Here is a 16590-nt window from a genome sequence, read left to right on the forward strand (position 1 = left end):
CGACGCAGCCACCGACTGATCCGCGAGGCGGGCGGCGCACGCTTTGGCTACAACGTTGGCGTGCCGTACTTTTCGCGCCGCTGTGCGAGCTGAACGAAGGAAGCACTATGCCGATCGTCACGGGTGAGATGGCCACGATGCTGAACGTTCTCGGACTTCGCAAGGGAGACAACCGGATTCTCGACGTGATCGTGCTCGTCGGTCCCGATATGGAGGTCGAGAACGTCGACTGGGGCGACGTACAGTCGACGTACTACCTCTTCCGCCCGGCGGGGACGGAGCTGCTTTTCGAAGACGAGGTGCTCGTTTCGGCGATGGTGCGGACCCAGCCGGACAGCGCGGACGAAACCTACGGGCCGTATCCGAGGCCGGGCAACTTGCTGGAAGGCCTGTGCCCCACCGCAACCCGGGCCGAAGTGGCAGCTTTGCTCGGACAACCGGAGCGCACTGGACCGAACTTCGACAGGTACGAGGTGAACGACCGCTACCTGCACTTCGAGTTCGACGCCGCCGGACGTGTCGCCAAACTATCGGCGTTGCTCGAGCCGGTTTAAGTGCGGACCCGTCGGTTCGCAACCGGCAAAGCCGTACCACCTGGCATGATCTCCGGCATGCGAACAGTATGGGGATCATTGGCAATCGGTGCCGCAACGATGCTCGTTCTCGGTGCGGCGGCAGGCAACGCATCCGCCGAAGGTGTGTTCATCGACCAGTTCGAGACAAACGCCGAATGCGTGGCAGCCGGGGAGCAGTACCGCAGCTCCGACACCTGGCCCGACTGCGTGTATGGGCAGCAAGGCAGCGGCTGGCAACTGTGGGTCCGTTCGGCCGGCGGGTAGTCCGGGGCGAGTCGTCGGCAAACAGTCGAGATAGTTCGAGCTGAATCGTCAGTAGCGCAACATGATTCACCTGCGCGAACTGGCGATCGTCGTAGGTGAGGCAGCGGTGCCGTGCCGGGAAGTTCCCCCGGCACGGCGCGCGCCGATCGCCGCGGTTTGCTCATCGCAGAGTACCGCCAGGACCAAGGATGCCGACCCGACATTGCCCTGCCCATCAGCGTCCCCAGCTCCGTCGGCAACAGGAGGCCAGCCCGATATCCGACGAATCACGCTTCTTATCACCGAATTCCCTACAGTTCACCCATGCCTAGCGCCCTGCCAGGCAAGTGTGATTCCGGAACCGCTTGTCCAGCAGCGTAATCCGTAGCATCATACCCTTTCTGGTGACTTCACGGACCACTCAATGCCTACACTGCAGCGCAAGGTCTAGGTTGCCTGGATCGTCGCGCACAACCCCCGTTCGCTGTCCGGCTGATTGCCTCGCCCGACTGGGTCTCTCGCTCGACTGGGGGCTGGATGGCAGACCAGCGGCGCCGCCCTTTCCTTTGCAGCGCAACACGATTGCGGGACCCGAACCGGTCGAGGCACCGGAAAATCGCAATACGATCAAGTGCGATTTCACTGCGGCAGCGGCAGTATGTGGTAGCGCGGAACGTTCCACCGCCACCTCGGACGCCGGTGAACCAAAAGGGCGGCAATCGCATCTAAGAAGTAACGGCGCCCGTCGATTCGCAGCGCGCCCGCTCGCAGCAGGGAAACATACATGAGGTCACGCACGTCCACGCCAGGAAAAGCATCTCGGGCCATCCGATTCGCGATGGCAGCGACCATCGGGATGTTGATAGTTTCCGGTGGCAATCCATCGTATGCCGCAGCCGACCCAGGCGTCTGCCCGGACAAATTCGTCTGCTGGTACGGCAGCCCCTACTACACATCCAATGGGGCCTTCCCGCAAAACCAGGGCGCGCTTCAACCGGTAACGCCGGGCTCGTGCGCGAAGACCTCCGACTACATCCGTGCGATCGTGAACAACAGCGAAGTCATGCAGGTGATCTGGATGCGCGATGACTGCAAGGGCGCGCCGATTTCCGTGCCTCCACACACCTCGCTCTCGACCGGCACCGACAGCAGGATGCTCGGAACGTCGATCGGTGGGTGAGTTCCCCAAGGTCCGAACGGAGTAGACATGAGACCATCACCATGGATGATCGCAGCCCTGATCACAGCCGCCGTCAGTGTCCTGAATCCCGTTGACGCGACGGCGGACCCGGCCCCGCTGACCTTCGCGGCTCAGCGTGACTGCCAGCTAACGGCACAGCGCCCGAACCCGATCATCACACTGCCAGGCGGCGGCGGGCCGGCAGTGGCCGTCGACGAGCAGGACATCGCGGACGACGGATTCGTTCAAACCATGCTGTCGGCGGGTGCGTGTGTATTCGGCATGTTCTATGGAGTTGTCGACGGTCTCGGGGTCGGCGCGGCGCCGATCGCAACGTCGGCCGCACAACTCGCCGACTATATCGAGATAGTGAAGGCCGAGACCGGCGCCATTCAGGTCGATATCGTTGCCCACTCCCAAGGTGCTCTGGTCGCGAACTACTACACGAAAGTCCTTGGTGGAGCAGCCAATGTGGGCAAGGTGGTGTCTTTCGCGCCCGTCACACATGGATCCCGCGCCGACCGTCCGCTCGCACTGATCAACGAGAATCTTCCCGAGTACCGCCTGCCCAACCACGGAGGACTCGCTCAACTCTTGCCCGGTGGCCCTATCCTGTCGGCGGTCGCGGACCTCACGCGGGCGCCGGGCTGGTTGGCTTGCCTCGAAAGATCCGATGTCATCCAGCGAGTGTCCGAGGGCGGTATCACCGTGCCCGGTGTCCGCTATTTCGTCATGGCCACCCGCGGTGACACTGTGAACACCCCCGCCGGCGATGCGTCGTTCATCGACGAACCCGGCGTCTCCAACGCCTACTTCGAGGATCTCTTTCCTGCGGCAGGGCCGACGACCCATCGGCGCCTACTCGCGCAACCTCAGGCGTGGCAGTGGACCATCGACATGCTCTACGGTCCAAGGCCCGCGTAGCCCGAACACTGCTGCGGCGTGCAGCCCAGCGGAGATTGCCACCACGACGAAAAGCCGAGGCGCTGAACGGAATCGGTCACTGTCGTTGACTGCGCCCAAGGCCGATCGCATCTCCATACCAGAACCCAGATGCACGTCAATCGCTCCGGTCGAACTTGGTATCTCTACATGTCCGCAGACTGTTCTGACAACGGTTCGCCGATGCAGACGGTCGCCGACGGAGAATGGATCGGCCAAACGTCTTATCGAATAAGAGCATACGGCGCTTAGTCGAGAGGAGCCCGTGATCGCCGGTGAGTTCCAGCAGGCTGTGCAGCCCGCAGTCGGCCTGTGTCGGCCGCGGGCTTCATTCGTCCGGCGGTGCGGGCAGCTCTGGCGCATAACGGTTCCGCATCACTGCTCGAGGATCCGAACTCACATTGCTGCTACGAGCATCTCTGTTGTTGAGGGTCAGTCCAAGTCCACCGCAGAACGATTGAGGATTCAGCCTTGAAGTATCCACCGTTCGATAGTCCGGACAGGAGTAGCGAGGCTGTCCTGGACTGCCTGGGTGTATCGGCAACAGGGGGTCGGCAATGAGCGCACCTACAACTGAGTCACTGGATCGGTGGCTGGGTCGGTCGATCATCGACGTTCCGACCACGCTGCAGTTGGCAGTGTTCGAATACATTGTTGGTGTCGGTCTGCTCGAAGCCGCGACATACGCGGCTCACAAGGCACGCTATGTGCTCAACGAGTTGGACCCCGAAATGTGTGACACCTACGAGGACATCGCCCAAGATGTCATCGTCGATCTCACCGAGACGCTGCCGCACGAGCGCATCAGGCACTGGCGGGCTGTGCTGCTCCAACTGGTGAAGTGGCGAGTGCTGCACCTGCGCCGGAAGCGCCTCACAGCCAGACGGCATCCGGGTCGGCGGGTGGACTACGACACCGCGGTGTCCCAGCTCGACGAGTCCGCCACCGCTGCTGATGACTACGAACGGATGATCCTGCGCGACCAGCTCATCGGCGCGTTGGCCGCAATCCCGCACGAGGAGACTCGCGCGGTTCTCGCCGCAACCTTCGTGATCCCCACCCATGACATGGGCTACGACGTACGTACCGTCGCCGAAGTTGCGCAGCTGCTCGGAATGAGCGAGTCCAAGGTGAAACACTTGCGCACCGCGGGTGTACGGATACTCCGAAGACTTCTCGACCCCACAGTGCGACCGGAGCAAGGAAGAGGCGAATCATGATCCCGCACAACGGCGATGACCAGGGAACCCAGTCGCCGATCGACGTCGATGATCTGCTCGGAGCTCTCGTAGACCACGGGACCGAGGTTTACGACATCGAGGATCGGGCAGCCGGGCAGCGGATCGCGGACCGGCTGACTGAGCGATGGACGCATGCCGCACCGGAGGTCGCGACCGTCACGGCGATCGACGCAGGTCGCATGCCTGTGTTGACAGTGCCCGCGTGGACAGCACACGAACGTGCTGCCGCCTCGGGCATTTCCGGGCCGATGCAGAGTGTGATCGACCACGAGTTCGGTATCCAATTTGTTCGGTCCGCGGCCGACGGCGACGAAACGGCGGTTTCCGTGAAGTCGTTCGGCGATCGGCTGGGTTCCGGTGACATTGTTCGTATCGAAATCACCAGTGGGCACGAGCACTGCGAAGTGCTGGTCGTGCTGTATACCGGTGCGGACAACCATCCGACCGGGGAGATCGCCACCCGAGCGATCACGATGTCGGAGGATCTCGCGATCGCGATTATCCCCACGTCGTCGCTGACTGCCGACCACGCGACGGCTGTCACCCAGGCTGTCCGCAGCTCACGGACCGCCGGCCGTAACGCCTGGCGCCGGATCGCCAAAGGGCTGCCCGATGGTCATCCAGTGCGGACCGCGGTCATGGATGGCCTGCGTTGACGGTCGAGATGCCATTGCTCACCGGCACATGGGAGATGTCATATCGAACACGATCAGCAGCTGACATCCCCATGCCTTCTCGACCTTCCATTTGCCGTCCTCAGCGACGAAATTCACCACAATCGGCTGTGGCACAACGCCGTCGATGGTCCACGTTCCGGCCGCGACCATGCCTGGCGCACCAAGCGCGGTCGTGGTCACAGTGACCTCGGCGTGGTATTGCTGCGCGACTTCGGCGAGTCGGTTCGGTAGATCCGGGTCTACTCGTACGCCTTGGATGCTGTCGTGTTTCTCGGCGTTCGGGACCGTGGGGTCGAGCAGTCGCCGCAGTAGTGCCGTGACATCCTCAGCGCTGGGCAGCGGGGGTACCGATGCAAGCGCGGAGGACGGAGGTGGCGTAGGAACGCTCGTCGTGCCGGTGGTGGTGCCATTCCGAACGCATGCGACGCTCAGCTGCATCACGGCGATGACTATGCCGGCCAACACGATTCGTTTGATGCTTCGGTGTCCCAAGACAGTGCCCTTCTACGTGTCAGCCAATGAGAGGGACGATGGCGAGGGTTCATCCGGATCCTTCCGCCGCGCGCCAACACTGTCATATCCGATCACGTTGTGCGTGCCGATTGTGTGTACCGGGAACGTCGTTCGCTCGTAGCCTCGAGGTGTATTCAGCCAAGCCGTGCGGGTTTTCGGCCACGTCACCGTCCGGAAAGGAGTTCGATGGATCGTGCCGACAGTCCAGATGAGAGAGCTGTGAACGACGTATCTTCCGCCAAGGAGGACGATGCGTTGCTGGCGGAACTCACTGGTGCGCAACAGCTGTGGCTGGCGCAGTGCCGCGAGGCTACGACTACTGGAGCGGCAGCGACAACGGAGTTGCTCGGCACAAGCCGTGAGACCGGTGTGTTGGCCCGGCGATCGCTGGCCACCTGGAAGCGCGTAGCACGCACGACGAGCGGTGCTGACGGCACCGACGAGGCGATTCTCGAAGAAGAGAGTGAGCGCCCCGATCTGCGGGAGGACTCGATCACCGCAGACGTGTCAGCCGCGCGAGCGATGGCGGTCATCGCCCATGCGCTCACCGGCGCGGTCGACGTGACGGAGGCGTGCGCGACTTTCCTTGCGCATGCCGATCGGGCCGGGCTGCATTCGGTGGGTACGCAGTTGATGCCCGCCGGAACCTTCGTGACCAGCGACAGCGTGCCACTTCGCGATATCGCCCTACATCTACTCGGCCAAGGATCCGAGCCCGCCCGGGGGTACGGCATTCTGGTCGCACTCGAGATCGCAGGGCGTCGGCCGATGACGCTGCGCGTCACCGACATCCGGGTTCTGTTCGCCAGCTACGGCAACGGTGGCCGCAGCGGCGAGGCCGGAATACTGCACCTGGAACAGGTGCACAAAGGTCCCAGCGGTCTGCACGCCGATCCTGCCGTGATGGGCTTCCTGCAGGCCGACGAAGCCTTCACCGACAGCCTTGCCGAGGCGTGGCGCACCAGTCGACTCGCCGACTCCGATGCCTGCGTGCTGTGGTCCGTCACGCTCGAGCGCGGCACACCGGCGAATGTCATCACTGGTGCGTCGATGGCCGCCGCACTGGCGGTGGCACTCGATGACCTAGCGCCACGTCGTCAGCGTCTGCGCCAGTTGCGTCCCCGGCGGCTGGACCCAGCGTGTGCGGTAACGGCGGGACTGTCCGGTACGACTCTCACGGCGGTCACCGGCTACGCGGACAAACTCAAAGCAGCGCAACAGCATTCACTGCGTGTCATTGTCGCAACCGACGCACTGACGACCGCCACCCAACAAGCGCCTGCTCACTACAGCGACCGCATCACCGCCGCCGGTACGGTCGCCGAAGCAATCCGGTGCGCACGCACCCGGATCAATCACGCCCTGTGGGTGGTCCTCGTCGCCGCTGTTGTCGTCGTCGCGGCTGTCACCGGCACTGTCACTAAATTTGTGCACATGCGGCACGAAGCCGCGGTCGCCCAGGCGGAGGACCGCTCCCGCCTATACGCGAACGTCTCCCGTTACGCCCGCGAGGTCGATCCGGCAATCGCTCAACAGCTCGCGCTCGCCGCCTACCGTACGCGCGACACTGCTGACGCTCGATCCGCTCTACTCGAGAGCACTGCCACCAATACCCCCATACGGATAGCACCCGGCAATGCAAACGGGCGGGGCATGGTCTTCCTCAGCGACAGCCCGCAGCTGGCGACCAGTCCCGGCGGTGACATGGTCGCGGTGGGTGAGGGCGATGGCACCGTTGAACTAGCGCGCGTTACCGACACCGGAGTCGCTCGGTGGCCGCGGTTTCCGACCGGTAACGGCCACATCCGTGGACTCGCGATCAGCACCGACCAACGCTGGCTGGTCACCGCGGGTGACGGGGGGTCCTCGGTGTGGGACATCACCGACCCGGCGCAACCCGAGCGCGTGACCGACCTGCGGACCGAGGGACATGAGCCGTGGACGGTCGCGTTGAGTCCCGATACCAGCCACCTCGCTATGGGGACCCAGCACGGGGCGATTCTCGTCTGGCGACTGGGCGCCGACCCCAGCCGTCCGGCCTTCCTGTCTACGTTGACCGTGCTCGGAGGTCAGCATATCCGTGTCGCACTGAGCAATCGGGCGCTGGCAGCCATCGCGCCGATGTCCGCGCTGCCTGCGACCTTTACCACCATTGTGCGGATTTGGCACACGGGCACTCTCGCGGACAACCAAACGCCCGCAATCGACCATCGACTGGAGCGACCGGACGGGGCTTATGGTCAGGCAGTCGCTTTCAGCCAGAACGGCGCATTTCTCGCGGTCGGCCTGAACCCAGGCGAGGTCGCGCGGTGGCGCATCCGCGAGAACCCCGCGATAGCAGAGCCACTGCCCTCGCTATCGGGGCTCGGGTTCGAACTGTTCGACATCGCACTCGATGCCGACGGCAAGCAAATAGTTATCACCAGCGGCGGTCAGAAGACGAGGATTCTGGATCTGGAGACCGGGAATGAGGTCGCGGTCTTTTCGACGCCGATGATCTCCAAAGCCCTGTTCCTGCGTGGCGGCAGATCGCTGGTGACCACCAGTCTCGACCATTCGGTACAAGTCTTCGACCTGCCCGGTCCCGTCCTGCATACCGGGCCACGCACCCTGTTCCGCTTTCCATCAGGCTCATTCGACCAGCGAGCCGACGCGTCACTGCAAGCGTTGCTTCTGCGGCTACGGCCGCTGGCCAGGTCCCCCACATCGCACGAACAAAACCAGCGTGAGGGCGATCCATCCGGGTCGATCGACATAGTCACGACGTCACCCGACGGTACTCGGGCGGTCACGGTGAACGAATTCGGCATACAGGTGTGGAACATCGAGAACCGCTCTGCGCCAACTCGATTAGGGGCGCCGCTCGATGTCACATCGATCGAGCTCCACGGCTTCGTGTTCAGTCCAGACGGCAGGCTCGCAATCGGGCGGGGGCTGAACGCGGCGGTCGAAATCTGGAACGTCGCAGGACCCGACCAGCCGATTCTGCAGTCCACCATTCGATACCCTCGCGGATTCCCTACCGTGGTCGCATTCAATAATGACGGCGGTCTACTCGCCATCGGCAGTCACAACACCGGCACGGTCAGCGTCTATGACATCCATGATCCCCGCGCCGCGCGTTCGGTCGCCGACATCGCGGGGCTCACCACCTACGGGCGCGTCATGTCCCTGGCATTGAGCCCACAGAACACTCTTGCCATCGGAAACTGGAGCGGCGTCGACCTCTACGACATATCGCACCCGGGCGCGCCGCGCCGTCTCCCCGTCCCCGGCGGAGCCGACTACGCCGTCGCCTCGGTCGCATTCAACGACAACGGCACCCGCCTCGCCGCCGCCGCAGTGATTACCGGAACCGGCACAATTCGCATGTGGGACTCCAGTGACACTCTTCATCCGACCATCTACGCCACCCTCTCCGGCGGAAAGCCGCGCCAGAAACAGACGATGATTTCGTTCACTACCAGCGGCACAGTCCTCACCGAATCGGCGATCGACGGCACCGTGCGCCTATGGCGCACCGACGCCGCCGCCGAAGCACGGCGGATCTGCGCAAGCGGTACGACACCGATCACCCGAGAGGAGTGGATTCGAGCTCTGCCCGGTACCCCATATGTGACGACTTGTCCCCACGGATGACCACTCGACGCAACAAATACTTTGCCCACCAAGCGAATAGAGATGACCCGACAGGACCGGTCTGAGGAAAACAGCGGAAATGGCGAACCGGAATCACCACCGTAGGCATCTCAGAGATATGAATACGCACTCTGCGATGATGCTCTCCGCCAGCGCGCTCGCACTGCCCCACCGGAGGCACCGATGAGCGTTCACGCCACCGAATGGAGCATGGTCAGCGACATATCACCCGAGTCCGCGTACCGCGAGATCGGTTCCGGCGCCGCAGTTTGGCAGCTGAGCTGGCTGCCCGGCCGGCCGCTCACCCGCGAACAGGCGTTGGCGGGGATGGAGCTCGATGAGCTCCTGAGCAATCTCGACAGCGTGCACGATGGCCACGCTCAGGTACACGCGGCCATGCTGGCCGGGACGGTCGGCATCATCTGGGAGCACGCGGTAATCCTGCTGTTCAAACGGATTCTCGCTCGGTTGCAGGGGTGTCCCGCTGCACCTCAGGGCGGCACCGACCCGGCGGACGGTAACGCCCAGAGCGCGCCCCGCCCCCATCGGAGGTCGCGGCACGCCCATAGCTCACCGTCGGTGTTCCGCTAGCGTGGGACTGCGAACCCGTGACGAGGCACTTCGGTTTCGCGCGAACCCTGCGGCTGATCAAGCGATCTACGATCAGGCGCCACGTTCTCAGCGGCGGAAGGGGCCGGTCACCTCGTAGGTGATGCCGGCACTACTCGAACCTGAAGTGCCGCGCTGCGAGGAGAAATAGAGTCGGTCGCCTGCCGGGTTGAAGGCTGGGCCTGCGATCTCCGAGCCGCTCGAGTTGGCGATTTGCAGGAAGGGCGCGACGACGTCACCGGCGATGAGGCAGATCTGCATGTCGCCGCCGTCTTCGGCGATGAACAGGTCGTTGTTCGACGCCCCGGTCACGTTGTCCACTCCGGACAGTGGTGCACCGTTTCCGGGCTCGTAAGTGATCGAAAGTTGGTTGCCTGCAGCGTCATACGCCCAGACCTTGTTGTCGCCCTTGGTGGTGAACCAGCACGTGCCGCCGGCGTAATAACAGCCTTCGCCGCCGTTGAAGACCTTCGCTCCGCGCACCTGTTGCCGCGTCGGCCTGGATCGCGCCGACGGGTCCGGGACCGGTTTCCAGCTGAGATTTCCCGAGGACTCGACGAGCACCTCGAGTTTGCCGCTCGACAGGTCGCCCCAGGACGTCGGAACGAATCGGTAGAAGCAGCCGTCGCGGCGGTCCTCGGTCAGATAGATGACCTTGCGATCCGGGTCCGCGGCGCACGCCTCGTGTGTGAACAGTCCCATCGCCGGTCTGCGGGTAGCCGTGTTGCGACCCCACGGGTCGGTTTCGAACACCGCGCCCTTGTCGACTTCTTCGCAGGACAGCCATGTGTTCCACGGCGTGGCACCACCAGCGCAGTTGCGATTGGTACCCGACAGTGCGCGATGCGCGCCGACGATAGCCCCGTCCGCACCGAAGACGATCGCGCCGACCCCGCCGGTACGGTCGACCTCACTGTTGGAGACGTAAATCCACCCTGAGCCGTCGGCGAAACAGGCGCCGCCGTCCGGGGCGGGATGCCAGGTGTAGTTCGAACCCGCCACCCGCTGTCCCGAGCGGGCAACGATCCGGCTGGTGAAGCCCGAGGGCAGGAACACCCCGTTGGCGTCGGGTGTCTTCGACAGCGGTCCGTACGGCGACTCGCCGGAAACGGCGCCCGCGCTGAAGGCCTCGAGCCACGCCGCCCCACCGAGCGCGACACCGCCTCCGCCGATCACGCTCACCCGCAAGAATTTCGTCGGTCCACGAAGCACCTCCAACACGGATTGAATCCAGCCCGGCAGAGCGCCAGTGCGGCCGGTAGTGCCGTCACCCCATCAATCGGTGTCGCAGTGTAATCGTCTGCGGTAAGCCGAGGTTCGAAAGGAGTGGAACACGGTACAGTCAGTTTACCGAATTGGGTTGGTGTGCATTTCGTTTCAAGAAGTCGATCAACGGAACAATGCTTGAACTGCGGTCCGCAGCTCGGGTCGACGAGCTCGCCGACGCCTTACCCGGCTGACGAATCTTCGCCGAACACCCACGGCGTCAGCACCACAAGCCACCCGTCCGGATCCTCGAACAGCAACGCACCGCGCCGTGCCCAGTATGGATTGGCCGGCGCGACCGATCGATGCCCGCGCGCGCTCAGCCGATCCACCGCAGCCCGCAGCGCCTGTTCGCCCCGCAAATACAGCACCAACTGGTTCTCCGGATGCGGCGACGGTATCACCGGTGGCGACCCGTGCTGGGTGATCTCCAACTGCACCCCCGCATCGGGCAGCCCGAACACGATCCCGTCGTATCCGTCGTGATCACGCCACTGCGCCAGCACGGCCAGCCCGAGATCATCCCGATAGAACGCCACCACGTCGTCGAACCGCGCCGTAGGGCGTGCGAACCGCACCGCTCCGACACTCAAATGTTCAGGCCACACATCCACCCCAACACCACGATCCAACCGATCCATCCCGACGAGTCGCGCGTGGCCCGCGCTGAGCCGCAGTTGCTCTCACTGCCGCGTGAGTTCGCGTATGCCGCAGCAACTACCTCGCTTGGTCAACGCGCGATTAGGGCTGCTCAAGATTCGGTGACATCGAATGTGCCGCATCGCAGCGGGTCCGGTCCGGTCCGGTCCGGTCCGGTCCGGTCCGGTCCGGTCCGGTCCGCAAAGCTCGCACGTGAGGGTGGAAGCGGTTGATGCGCCTGTCAGATCGAGTTCTCAGCTGCTCTACGCACATGTCGATGCCCTTCACCAGGGAAGGTGGGTGGTTCGGCGGGGAGCAGGTCCTGCAAGGTGTATCCGCACTTGTTCGCCACTCGGCAGGAGGCATGGTTGTCCTTTGCGTGGAGCAGCTCCAACTGGTTCAGTCTCACCATTTCCTGTTCGGCCAGCGCCCACCGGGACACGGTCTCGACGGCGCGGGCAGCGATACCTCGACCGCGAGCGTGGGCTGCGGTCCAATACCCGACTTCGGCTACCCCGGCGGTGGTCGCTTTCACCACCACATGGCCGACGGGCGAGTGATCGTCGTCGGCGGTGACCACAGCGAAACTGAACCGTGTGCCATCCATCCAGCCGTCGGCTTGGGCGTCCAACCAATCCCGGGCAGCGGTTTCGTCGACCAGATGGCCGGCCAGCCAACGACGCAAACCCGGATCACGATGTGCAGCAACCAAAGCTGGCAGGTCGTCGAACCGCCATGGGCGTAGCCGCAACGCCGCCGCACCCCCGGTCCGCGGCGCAGACAGGATGATCTTCACAAGCACGCATTATCGGCTACTGATGCGTCGCAAACTTCGGTGCCACGGGCGATCCCGCGCTCAGAACAACCGCCCAACCCGGCGTGGTCGACCCCCGATCTCTTCAACGGCAGGATTGCTTCGTGAGTGGTTTCGTGCGGGTGTGGTGCCTGCGTCATGCCGAATCGGAGAATGTTGTCGCGGGTGTGTCCGGAGCTGTGCCGTTGTCGCCGTTGACATCACGCGGTTATCGCCAGGCTGCGGCGGCGGGCTGCGTTTTGGCCGACGAGCCGATTGCCGGGGTCTATTGCAGTACTGCGCTGCGTACTCGGCAAACCGCCGCCGCTCTGCTCGAGGGCCGCGATATCGACATCGTGGCGTTGCCCGAGTTGGTCGAGGTCGGGATCGGCGCGGCAGAGGCGACGGTCGATCCCCGCGTTCGGCGGCTGGCCGCAGAAGTCTTGCGGCGGTGGATAGTCGACCGGCAGCTCGAGCGACGAGTCGCCGACGGTGAATCCGGAACACAGGTATTGGCTCGGATGACAACGGCTTTGGAGAAGGTCAGGCGGGCACATGAGGGTGAGTCCGTTGTGCTCATCGGTCATGTGGCAAGTCTGAGTGTGACGTTGGCGCCACTCTGCGGCCTTGGCGCTCGGGTGTGGGGCCACCCGCTGCCGCATGCCGTGCCGTTTATCGTCGAATGGGACGGCAGATCCTGGCAGTGTCAATCTTGGCCCACGTAACCGCCGTCAACCCGCGCGAGTCGCGACGTAGCGGATTGAGTTTCGATGCTTCGACCTCTTCCGGCACCGTCAGGTGGGTTCGACGCGGAATATCGCGATGCGCTCGGCTGCGGCGGCCAGCGCCTCTGGTGTGGCTTCCTCGATCAGGCCGGTTTTGACGAACCATTCGTCGAGCTTCGCCGGGCTGTTCGCGACATGGTCGCGTAGCAGCGAACGGCGTTCTTCCACAGGAAGTTCCACCATTCGCACTACTGAGGAGCGTCGGCCACGGGCCAGCGTGACTGTCGGCGAGGCCCGAACGTTGGCTACCCAGGCCGACTTTGGATACGCCTGGAAGATATAGCGTGCGCCAGCGAGTCGGAGTACCGAGACCGGCACCTCACGCAGCGCACCGGTGCGTCGGCCGACGACTGTGAGGATGTGCATGTCCGAGAAGGCGACACCCCGCTTCTGGAGCAAGGTGACCAGCCTGTTGAGTCGATTTACATTGCGGCGCAGTCGTTCCGGCTGTCGAGTCATAGTTCGTCCTTAACGGTTTCAGGCATACAACGATGATCGGCGAGTGTTCTGGCGTCGCTCTTGCGCGGCACTGTCGTGGTATTGACCTTGGCTGCTGCGGCCGTGGGAATAGGCGAAAACTACCGACGCGGGTAGTCCGCACAGCCAGCACAGTGGTGGCACACCCGAACGCACTGCCGCTTCATGGTCGACCACCAGGGTCACTCACCCATGGGGCACCCAACAGCAGGAGGACAACAATGACCACCGCGACCCATCCAGCGCGCACCGCCAGCCAAGCCTTGCACGCCGCGGTCCGGGCGGGCGACAAGGATGCCTGGTTGGATATGTTCGCCGTGAACGCGATCGTCGAAGACCCGGTCGGCCCTTCGCATTTCGACCCGGAAGGTGCGGCACACCGAGGCCGCGACGCCATCTCGGCGTTCTGGGACAAGGCTATTGCGCACAACGAGTCGATCGAGTTCCTGTTCGAAGACTCCTTCGCCTGCGGCAGCGAAGTCGCCTACATCGGCAAGGTCCGCAGCCACGCCGCTGGTCAAGTGATCGACGCCGAGGGCGTGTTCATCTATAAAGTCGACGAGGCGGGCAAGATCCTCGCCGTGCGAGCCTTCTGGGAGGCCGAGCGCACCATGGCGACCATGAGACCTGCCTGACGCCAGTCGCTTTCACCGGAAGACGTATCAGGGCCGTGCGATCATCGGTTCAGGGGGCCGTCCAGGAACGTAACTTCTCCGGGTTCCGGATCGCCCAGATGCGACTGATTCGGTCGTGGGTGATGTCGAAGGCGTAGACCGAGACGATGGTGCCGTCGAGTTGCGCCACTAGACCGGGCTGGCCGTTGACGGTTCGTTCCAGCAAGGTGACGGCGGGGCCGTAAGTGGCGATTTCGATGAACGCGTGGGCGATCTGGTCGCCGCCGTTGATCGGGTCGCGGAAGGCTAGTGCCAGGCCGCCGCCGTCAGCGGTGGCGATCGCCTGCGGGTCGAGCAGGCCGATCAGGGCCTCGATATCCTTTGTTTCCCAAGCTTTTTTGAAATCACGCACAACCTCGGAACGCTCGGTGCCCGATGGGCTTCGTGAGGTATCGATGCGGCGGCGGGCACTGAATGCGAGCTGGCGGCAAGCCGCCGGGGAGCGCCCGACGATGTCGGCGACCTCGGCGAAGGAATACCGGAAGACGTCGTGCAGCACGAACGACACTCGCTCGGCCGGCGTCATGGAGTCCAGCACGATGAGGAATGCCATGCTGATCGACTCGTCGAGGGTGATCCGGTCGGCCGGATCGACGCAGGCGCGACCACCGCTCGAGGACCGATCGGGTACCGGCTCCGGAATCCATTCGCCCACATAACTTTCCCGCCTGGCGCGGGCCGAGCCGAGCAGGTCGAGGCAGATGCGGCTTGCGACCGTCGTCAACCACGCCCCCGGCACCGTCACTTCCGCTCGCTGCCCCGCGGAGAGGGCGTACCAGCGCGCGTAAGTCTCCTGCACCACATCCTCGGCCTCGGCCAGCGAGCCGAGCAGCCGGTAGGCGACATTGATCAGCTGACGGCGCTCCTTGATCACCTCGGGCAGGTGCGGGTCGGTCATGGTCGGCTCCTTCGGTCTGTGCGCGCTCACTGAATCGACGAATCAGCGACCCGATTTGTGAGGCGGCCTGACATTCCGGGCGGCTGTGTCGTCGGAAGGTCATGACATCTTCAGCGAACCAGAGGTTCCGGCCATGAGCAGCATCGGCATCATCCTCGGCAGCACCCGGCCCAACCGCCGGGGTGAGCAGGTCGCGCAGTGGGTCCTGAATACGGCAGCACAGCGCGGCGACGCCGAATTCGAACTGATTGATCTGCGCGACCATCCCCTACCGCATCTGGACGAGCCCATGCCGCCGATGCTCGGACCTTCGATACATCCGCACACCCGCGAATGGGCCGAGCGGATCCGCCCATTCGACGGCTTCGTGGTCGTGACCCCGGAGTACAACGGCGGCATGCCGGGAGTGTTGAAGAACGCCATCGACCACCTGTGTAAGGAATGGGCCGACAAGGCGGTCGGCTTCGTCTCCTACGGCGTGAGCGGCGGTGCGCGCGCCGTGGTGCAGTTGCGCATGGTGTGCAGCACGCTGGGGATGGCCGATGTGAGCCGCCCGGTGGAGATTTCGTTGCTCACCGATTTCGAGAACCACACCACCTTCACACCGCGCGACCACCACCACACTGCACTCGACACCATGCTCGATCAAGTCGTCTCCTGGAGTACCGCGCTCGCGCCGCTGCGCGCGGCCGCCGAAACCACTCTCGTCGATTCCTGAGGAGCCGACATGACTATTCCCGACACCTTTCAGTCCCACGCTGAGCTCGACGAAGTAGCGCTTCGCCGGCAAATCAACAAGCTGATCGAAGCGCTGTGCGCGAAGGATCTCGACGGCGTGAAACGGCATTACACGACCGATGTCGTGTCCTTCGATGTCGAACCGCCGCTCCAGCATGTCGGAATCGCCGCCAAACTCGAGAACTGGGCGAGAGTATTTCTGCTCTTCGAGACAGTGAACTACGAGATCCGCGATCTCACGTTCACCGTGGGCGGTGACGTGGCATTCGGTCACGCCTTCGCACGTCTGCACGGCACGCTGAACAACGGAGAGACAACGACCGGAATGTGGGTCCGGGCCACGTTCGGCATGCGCAAAATCGACCACACTTGGTTGATCGCGCACGACCAAGCCTCGGTTCCGTTCGAGATCCACAGTGGCAGAGGCGTAGTCGACCTCGAGCCCTGACGAGACGCCACTTCGAAACAGGTCGGCGCCGGGATCGCCAGGCGGCGGACTCGTCGCCGTCGATCTCGACCAGTCCGCCGAACTTTCAGCCGAGTACTCGGTTGCCGCGGACTCGGCGAGTTCGGCGATCAACTGGTCGAGATCATCGACCACTATCGGGCCGATCGTCGCGCGGTAGCGGTCGGTGTGCTCGGGTGCGCCTGCGATGAGCAGGAAGTCACCGATCGCGGCGAAGTCGGCTTACTCGAAGGTG

At 63.9% G+C, this 16590-nt stretch carries 18 protein-coding genes; 12 read left to right on the top strand and 6 right to left on the bottom strand.

Features of this window, described 5'->3' with window-relative positions; genetic code table 11:
- Positions 1-107: 107 nt before the first annotated feature.
- The 6 genes from DBO33_RS24870 to DBO33_RS24895 all read left to right on the top strand — a co-directional run bounded on the left by DBO33_RS24870 (position 108) and on the right by DBO33_RS24895 (position 4837).
- A complete protein-coding gene (locus tag DBO33_RS24870) occupies positions 108-554 on the top strand; it encodes a hypothetical protein (protein WP_107657210.1) in 447 nt (148 codons plus the stop codon).
- Positions 555-611: 57 nt separating this feature from the next.
- On the top strand, positions 612-839 hold the full coding sequence (locus DBO33_RS24875) for a hypothetical protein (RefSeq protein WP_159080479.1): 228 nt from the start codon (positions 612-614) through the stop codon (positions 837-839).
- Positions 840-1656: 817 nt separating this feature from the next.
- Positions 1657-1998 (top strand): hypothetical protein, encoded by a 342-nt coding sequence (locus tag DBO33_RS24880; RefSeq protein WP_107657212.1) that lies wholly within the window; start codon positions 1657-1659, stop codon positions 1996-1998.
- Between the two features lie 27 nt (positions 1999-2025).
- Positions 2026-2922, top strand: coding sequence for an esterase/lipase family protein (locus DBO33_RS24885; protein ID WP_107657213.1), 897 nt, complete (start codon positions 2026-2028; stop codon positions 2920-2922).
- A gap of 575 nt (positions 2923-3497) precedes the next feature.
- Complete coding sequence (locus tag DBO33_RS24890) at positions 3498-4160, top strand: RNA polymerase sigma factor (protein WP_107657214.1); 663 nt, start codon at positions 3498-3500, stop codon at positions 4158-4160.
- Positions 4157-4837, top strand: coding sequence for a hypothetical protein (locus DBO33_RS24895; protein ID WP_107657215.1), 681 nt, complete (start codon positions 4157-4159; stop codon positions 4835-4837). The genes DBO33_RS24890 and DBO33_RS24895 overlap by 4 nt, the downstream gene beginning before the upstream one ends.
- Before the next feature lie 18 nt (positions 4838-4855).
- Here DBO33_RS24895 and DBO33_RS43005 read toward each other — a convergent pair whose 3' ends face one another.
- Positions 4856-5038, bottom strand: coding sequence for a hypothetical protein (locus tag DBO33_RS43005; protein WP_159080480.1), 183 nt, complete (start codon positions 5036-5038; stop codon positions 4856-4858).
- Positions 5039-5590: 552 nt separating this feature from the next.
- On the opposite strand from DBO33_RS43005, the gene DBO33_RS24905 reads away from it, so the two are divergent.
- Together DBO33_RS24905 and DBO33_RS24910 are read left to right on the top strand one after the other, a co-directional pair.
- Complete coding sequence (locus DBO33_RS24905; protein WP_159080481.1) at positions 5591-9010, top strand: WD40 repeat domain-containing protein; 3420 nt, start codon at positions 5591-5593, stop codon at positions 9008-9010.
- Positions 9011-9193: 183 nt separating this feature from the next.
- Positions 9194-9601: a hypothetical protein gene (locus tag DBO33_RS24910; protein WP_199856750.1), complete on the top strand. Its 408-nt coding sequence runs from the start codon at positions 9194-9196 to the stop codon at positions 9599-9601.
- An 87-nt stretch (positions 9602-9688) separates the two neighbouring features.
- On the opposite strand, the gene DBO33_RS24915 is transcribed toward DBO33_RS24910, so the two are convergent.
- The 3 genes from DBO33_RS24915 to DBO33_RS24925 all read right to left on the bottom strand — a co-directional run bounded on the left by DBO33_RS24915 (position 9689) and on the right by DBO33_RS24925 (position 12320).
- On the bottom strand, positions 9689-10801 hold the full coding sequence (locus DBO33_RS24915) for an alkaline phosphatase PhoX (RefSeq protein WP_107657218.1): 1113 nt from the start codon (positions 10799-10801) through the stop codon (positions 9689-9691).
- Positions 10802-11067: 266 nt separating this feature from the next.
- Complete coding sequence (locus DBO33_RS24920) at positions 11068-11463, bottom strand: VOC family protein (protein WP_234391019.1); 396 nt, start codon at positions 11461-11463, stop codon at positions 11068-11070.
- 302 nt (positions 11464-11765) lie between these two features.
- A complete protein-coding gene (locus tag DBO33_RS24925; RefSeq protein WP_107657220.1) occupies positions 11766-12320 on the bottom strand; it encodes a GNAT family N-acetyltransferase in 555 nt (184 codons plus the stop codon).
- A gap of 197 nt (positions 12321-12517) precedes the next feature.
- Here DBO33_RS24925 and DBO33_RS24930 point away from each other — a divergent pair, with 197 nt between their 5' ends.
- The gene (locus tag DBO33_RS24930; RefSeq protein ID WP_234391394.1) at positions 12518-13042 is read left to right on the top strand and encodes a histidine phosphatase family protein; all 525 of its coding nucleotides are present in this window, start codon (positions 12518-12520) and stop codon (positions 13040-13042) included.
- A gap of 69 nt (positions 13043-13111) precedes the next feature.
- Here the strand turns inward: DBO33_RS24930 and DBO33_RS24935 are convergent, their stop codons facing one another.
- Entirely contained in the window at positions 13112-13561 is a 450-nt protein-coding gene (locus tag DBO33_RS24935) for a nitroreductase family deazaflavin-dependent oxidoreductase (protein ID WP_107657221.1), read from the bottom strand.
- Positions 13562-13800: 239 nt separating this feature from the next.
- Between DBO33_RS24935 and DBO33_RS24940 the strand changes: the two genes are divergently transcribed.
- A complete protein-coding gene (locus tag DBO33_RS24940; protein ID WP_107657222.1) occupies positions 13801-14214 on the top strand; it encodes a nuclear transport factor 2 family protein in 414 nt (137 codons plus the stop codon).
- A 49-nt stretch (positions 14215-14263) separates the two neighbouring features.
- On the opposite strand, the gene sigJ is transcribed toward DBO33_RS24940, so the two are convergent.
- Entirely contained in the window at positions 14264-15151 is an 888-nt protein-coding gene (gene sigJ / locus DBO33_RS24945; RefSeq protein ID WP_107657223.1) for an RNA polymerase sigma factor SigJ, read from the bottom strand.
- Positions 15152-15284: 133 nt separating this feature from the next.
- Here sigJ and DBO33_RS24950 point away from each other — a divergent pair, with 133 nt between their 5' ends.
- Both DBO33_RS24950 and DBO33_RS24955 read left to right on the top strand, forming a co-directional pair.
- Positions 15285-15869 (top strand): NADPH-dependent FMN reductase, encoded by a 585-nt coding sequence (locus DBO33_RS24950; RefSeq protein ID WP_107660572.1) that lies wholly within the window; start codon positions 15285-15287, stop codon positions 15867-15869.
- Between the two features lie 9 nt (positions 15870-15878).
- A complete protein-coding gene (locus DBO33_RS24955) occupies positions 15879-16337 on the top strand; it encodes a YybH family protein (protein ID WP_107657224.1) in 459 nt (152 codons plus the stop codon).
- The last annotated feature ends 253 nt before the right edge of the window (positions 16338-16590 follow it).

The sequence above is a fragment of the Nocardia suismassiliense genome, from assembly GCF_900269665.1.
GTDB classification, from domain to species: Bacteria; Actinomycetota; Actinomycetes; order Mycobacteriales; family Mycobacteriaceae; genus Nocardia; species Nocardia suismassiliense.

What these genes read in the sequence shown, in the direction of transcription:
- DBO33_RS24955 (WP_107657224.1), top strand. Translation starts at nt 15,879, where the DNA reads ATGACTATTCCCGACACCTTTCAGTCCCACGCTGAGCTCGACGAAGTA.
- DBO33_RS24910 (WP_199856750.1), top strand. Translation starts at nt 9,194, where the DNA reads ATGAGCGTTCACGCCACCGAATGGAGCATGGTCAGCGACATATCACCC.
- DBO33_RS24875 (WP_159080479.1), top strand. Translation starts at nt 612, where the DNA reads ATGCGAACAGTATGGGGATCATTGGCAATCGGTGCCGCAACGATGCTC.
- DBO33_RS24940 (WP_107657222.1), top strand. Translation starts at nt 13,801, where the DNA reads ATGACCACCGCGACCCATCCAGCGCGCACCGCCAGCCAAGCCTTGCAC.
- DBO33_RS24885 (WP_107657213.1), top strand. Translation starts at nt 2,026, where the DNA reads ATGAGACCATCACCATGGATGATCGCAGCCCTGATCACAGCCGCCGTC.
- sigJ (WP_107657223.1), bottom strand. Translation starts at nt 15,151, where the DNA reads ATGACCGACCCGCACCTGCCCGAGGTGATCAAGGAGCGCCGTCAGCTG.
- DBO33_RS24870 (WP_107657210.1), top strand. Translation starts at nt 108, where the DNA reads ATGCCGATCGTCACGGGTGAGATGGCCACGATGCTGAACGTTCTCGGA.
- DBO33_RS24895 (WP_107657215.1), top strand. Translation starts at nt 4,157, where the DNA reads ATGATCCCGCACAACGGCGATGACCAGGGAACCCAGTCGCCGATCGAC.
- DBO33_RS24890 (WP_107657214.1), top strand. Translation starts at nt 3,498, where the DNA reads ATGAGCGCACCTACAACTGAGTCACTGGATCGGTGGCTGGGTCGGTCG.
- DBO33_RS24880 (WP_107657212.1), top strand. Translation starts at nt 1,657, where the DNA reads ATGGCAGCGACCATCGGGATGTTGATAGTTTCCGGTGGCAATCCATCG.
- DBO33_RS24935 (WP_107657221.1), bottom strand. Translation starts at nt 13,561, where the DNA reads ATGACTCGACAGCCGGAACGACTGCGCCGCAATGTAAATCGACTCAAC.
- DBO33_RS24950 (WP_107660572.1), top strand. Translation starts at nt 15,285, where the DNA reads ATGAGCAGCATCGGCATCATCCTCGGCAGCACCCGGCCCAACCGCCGG.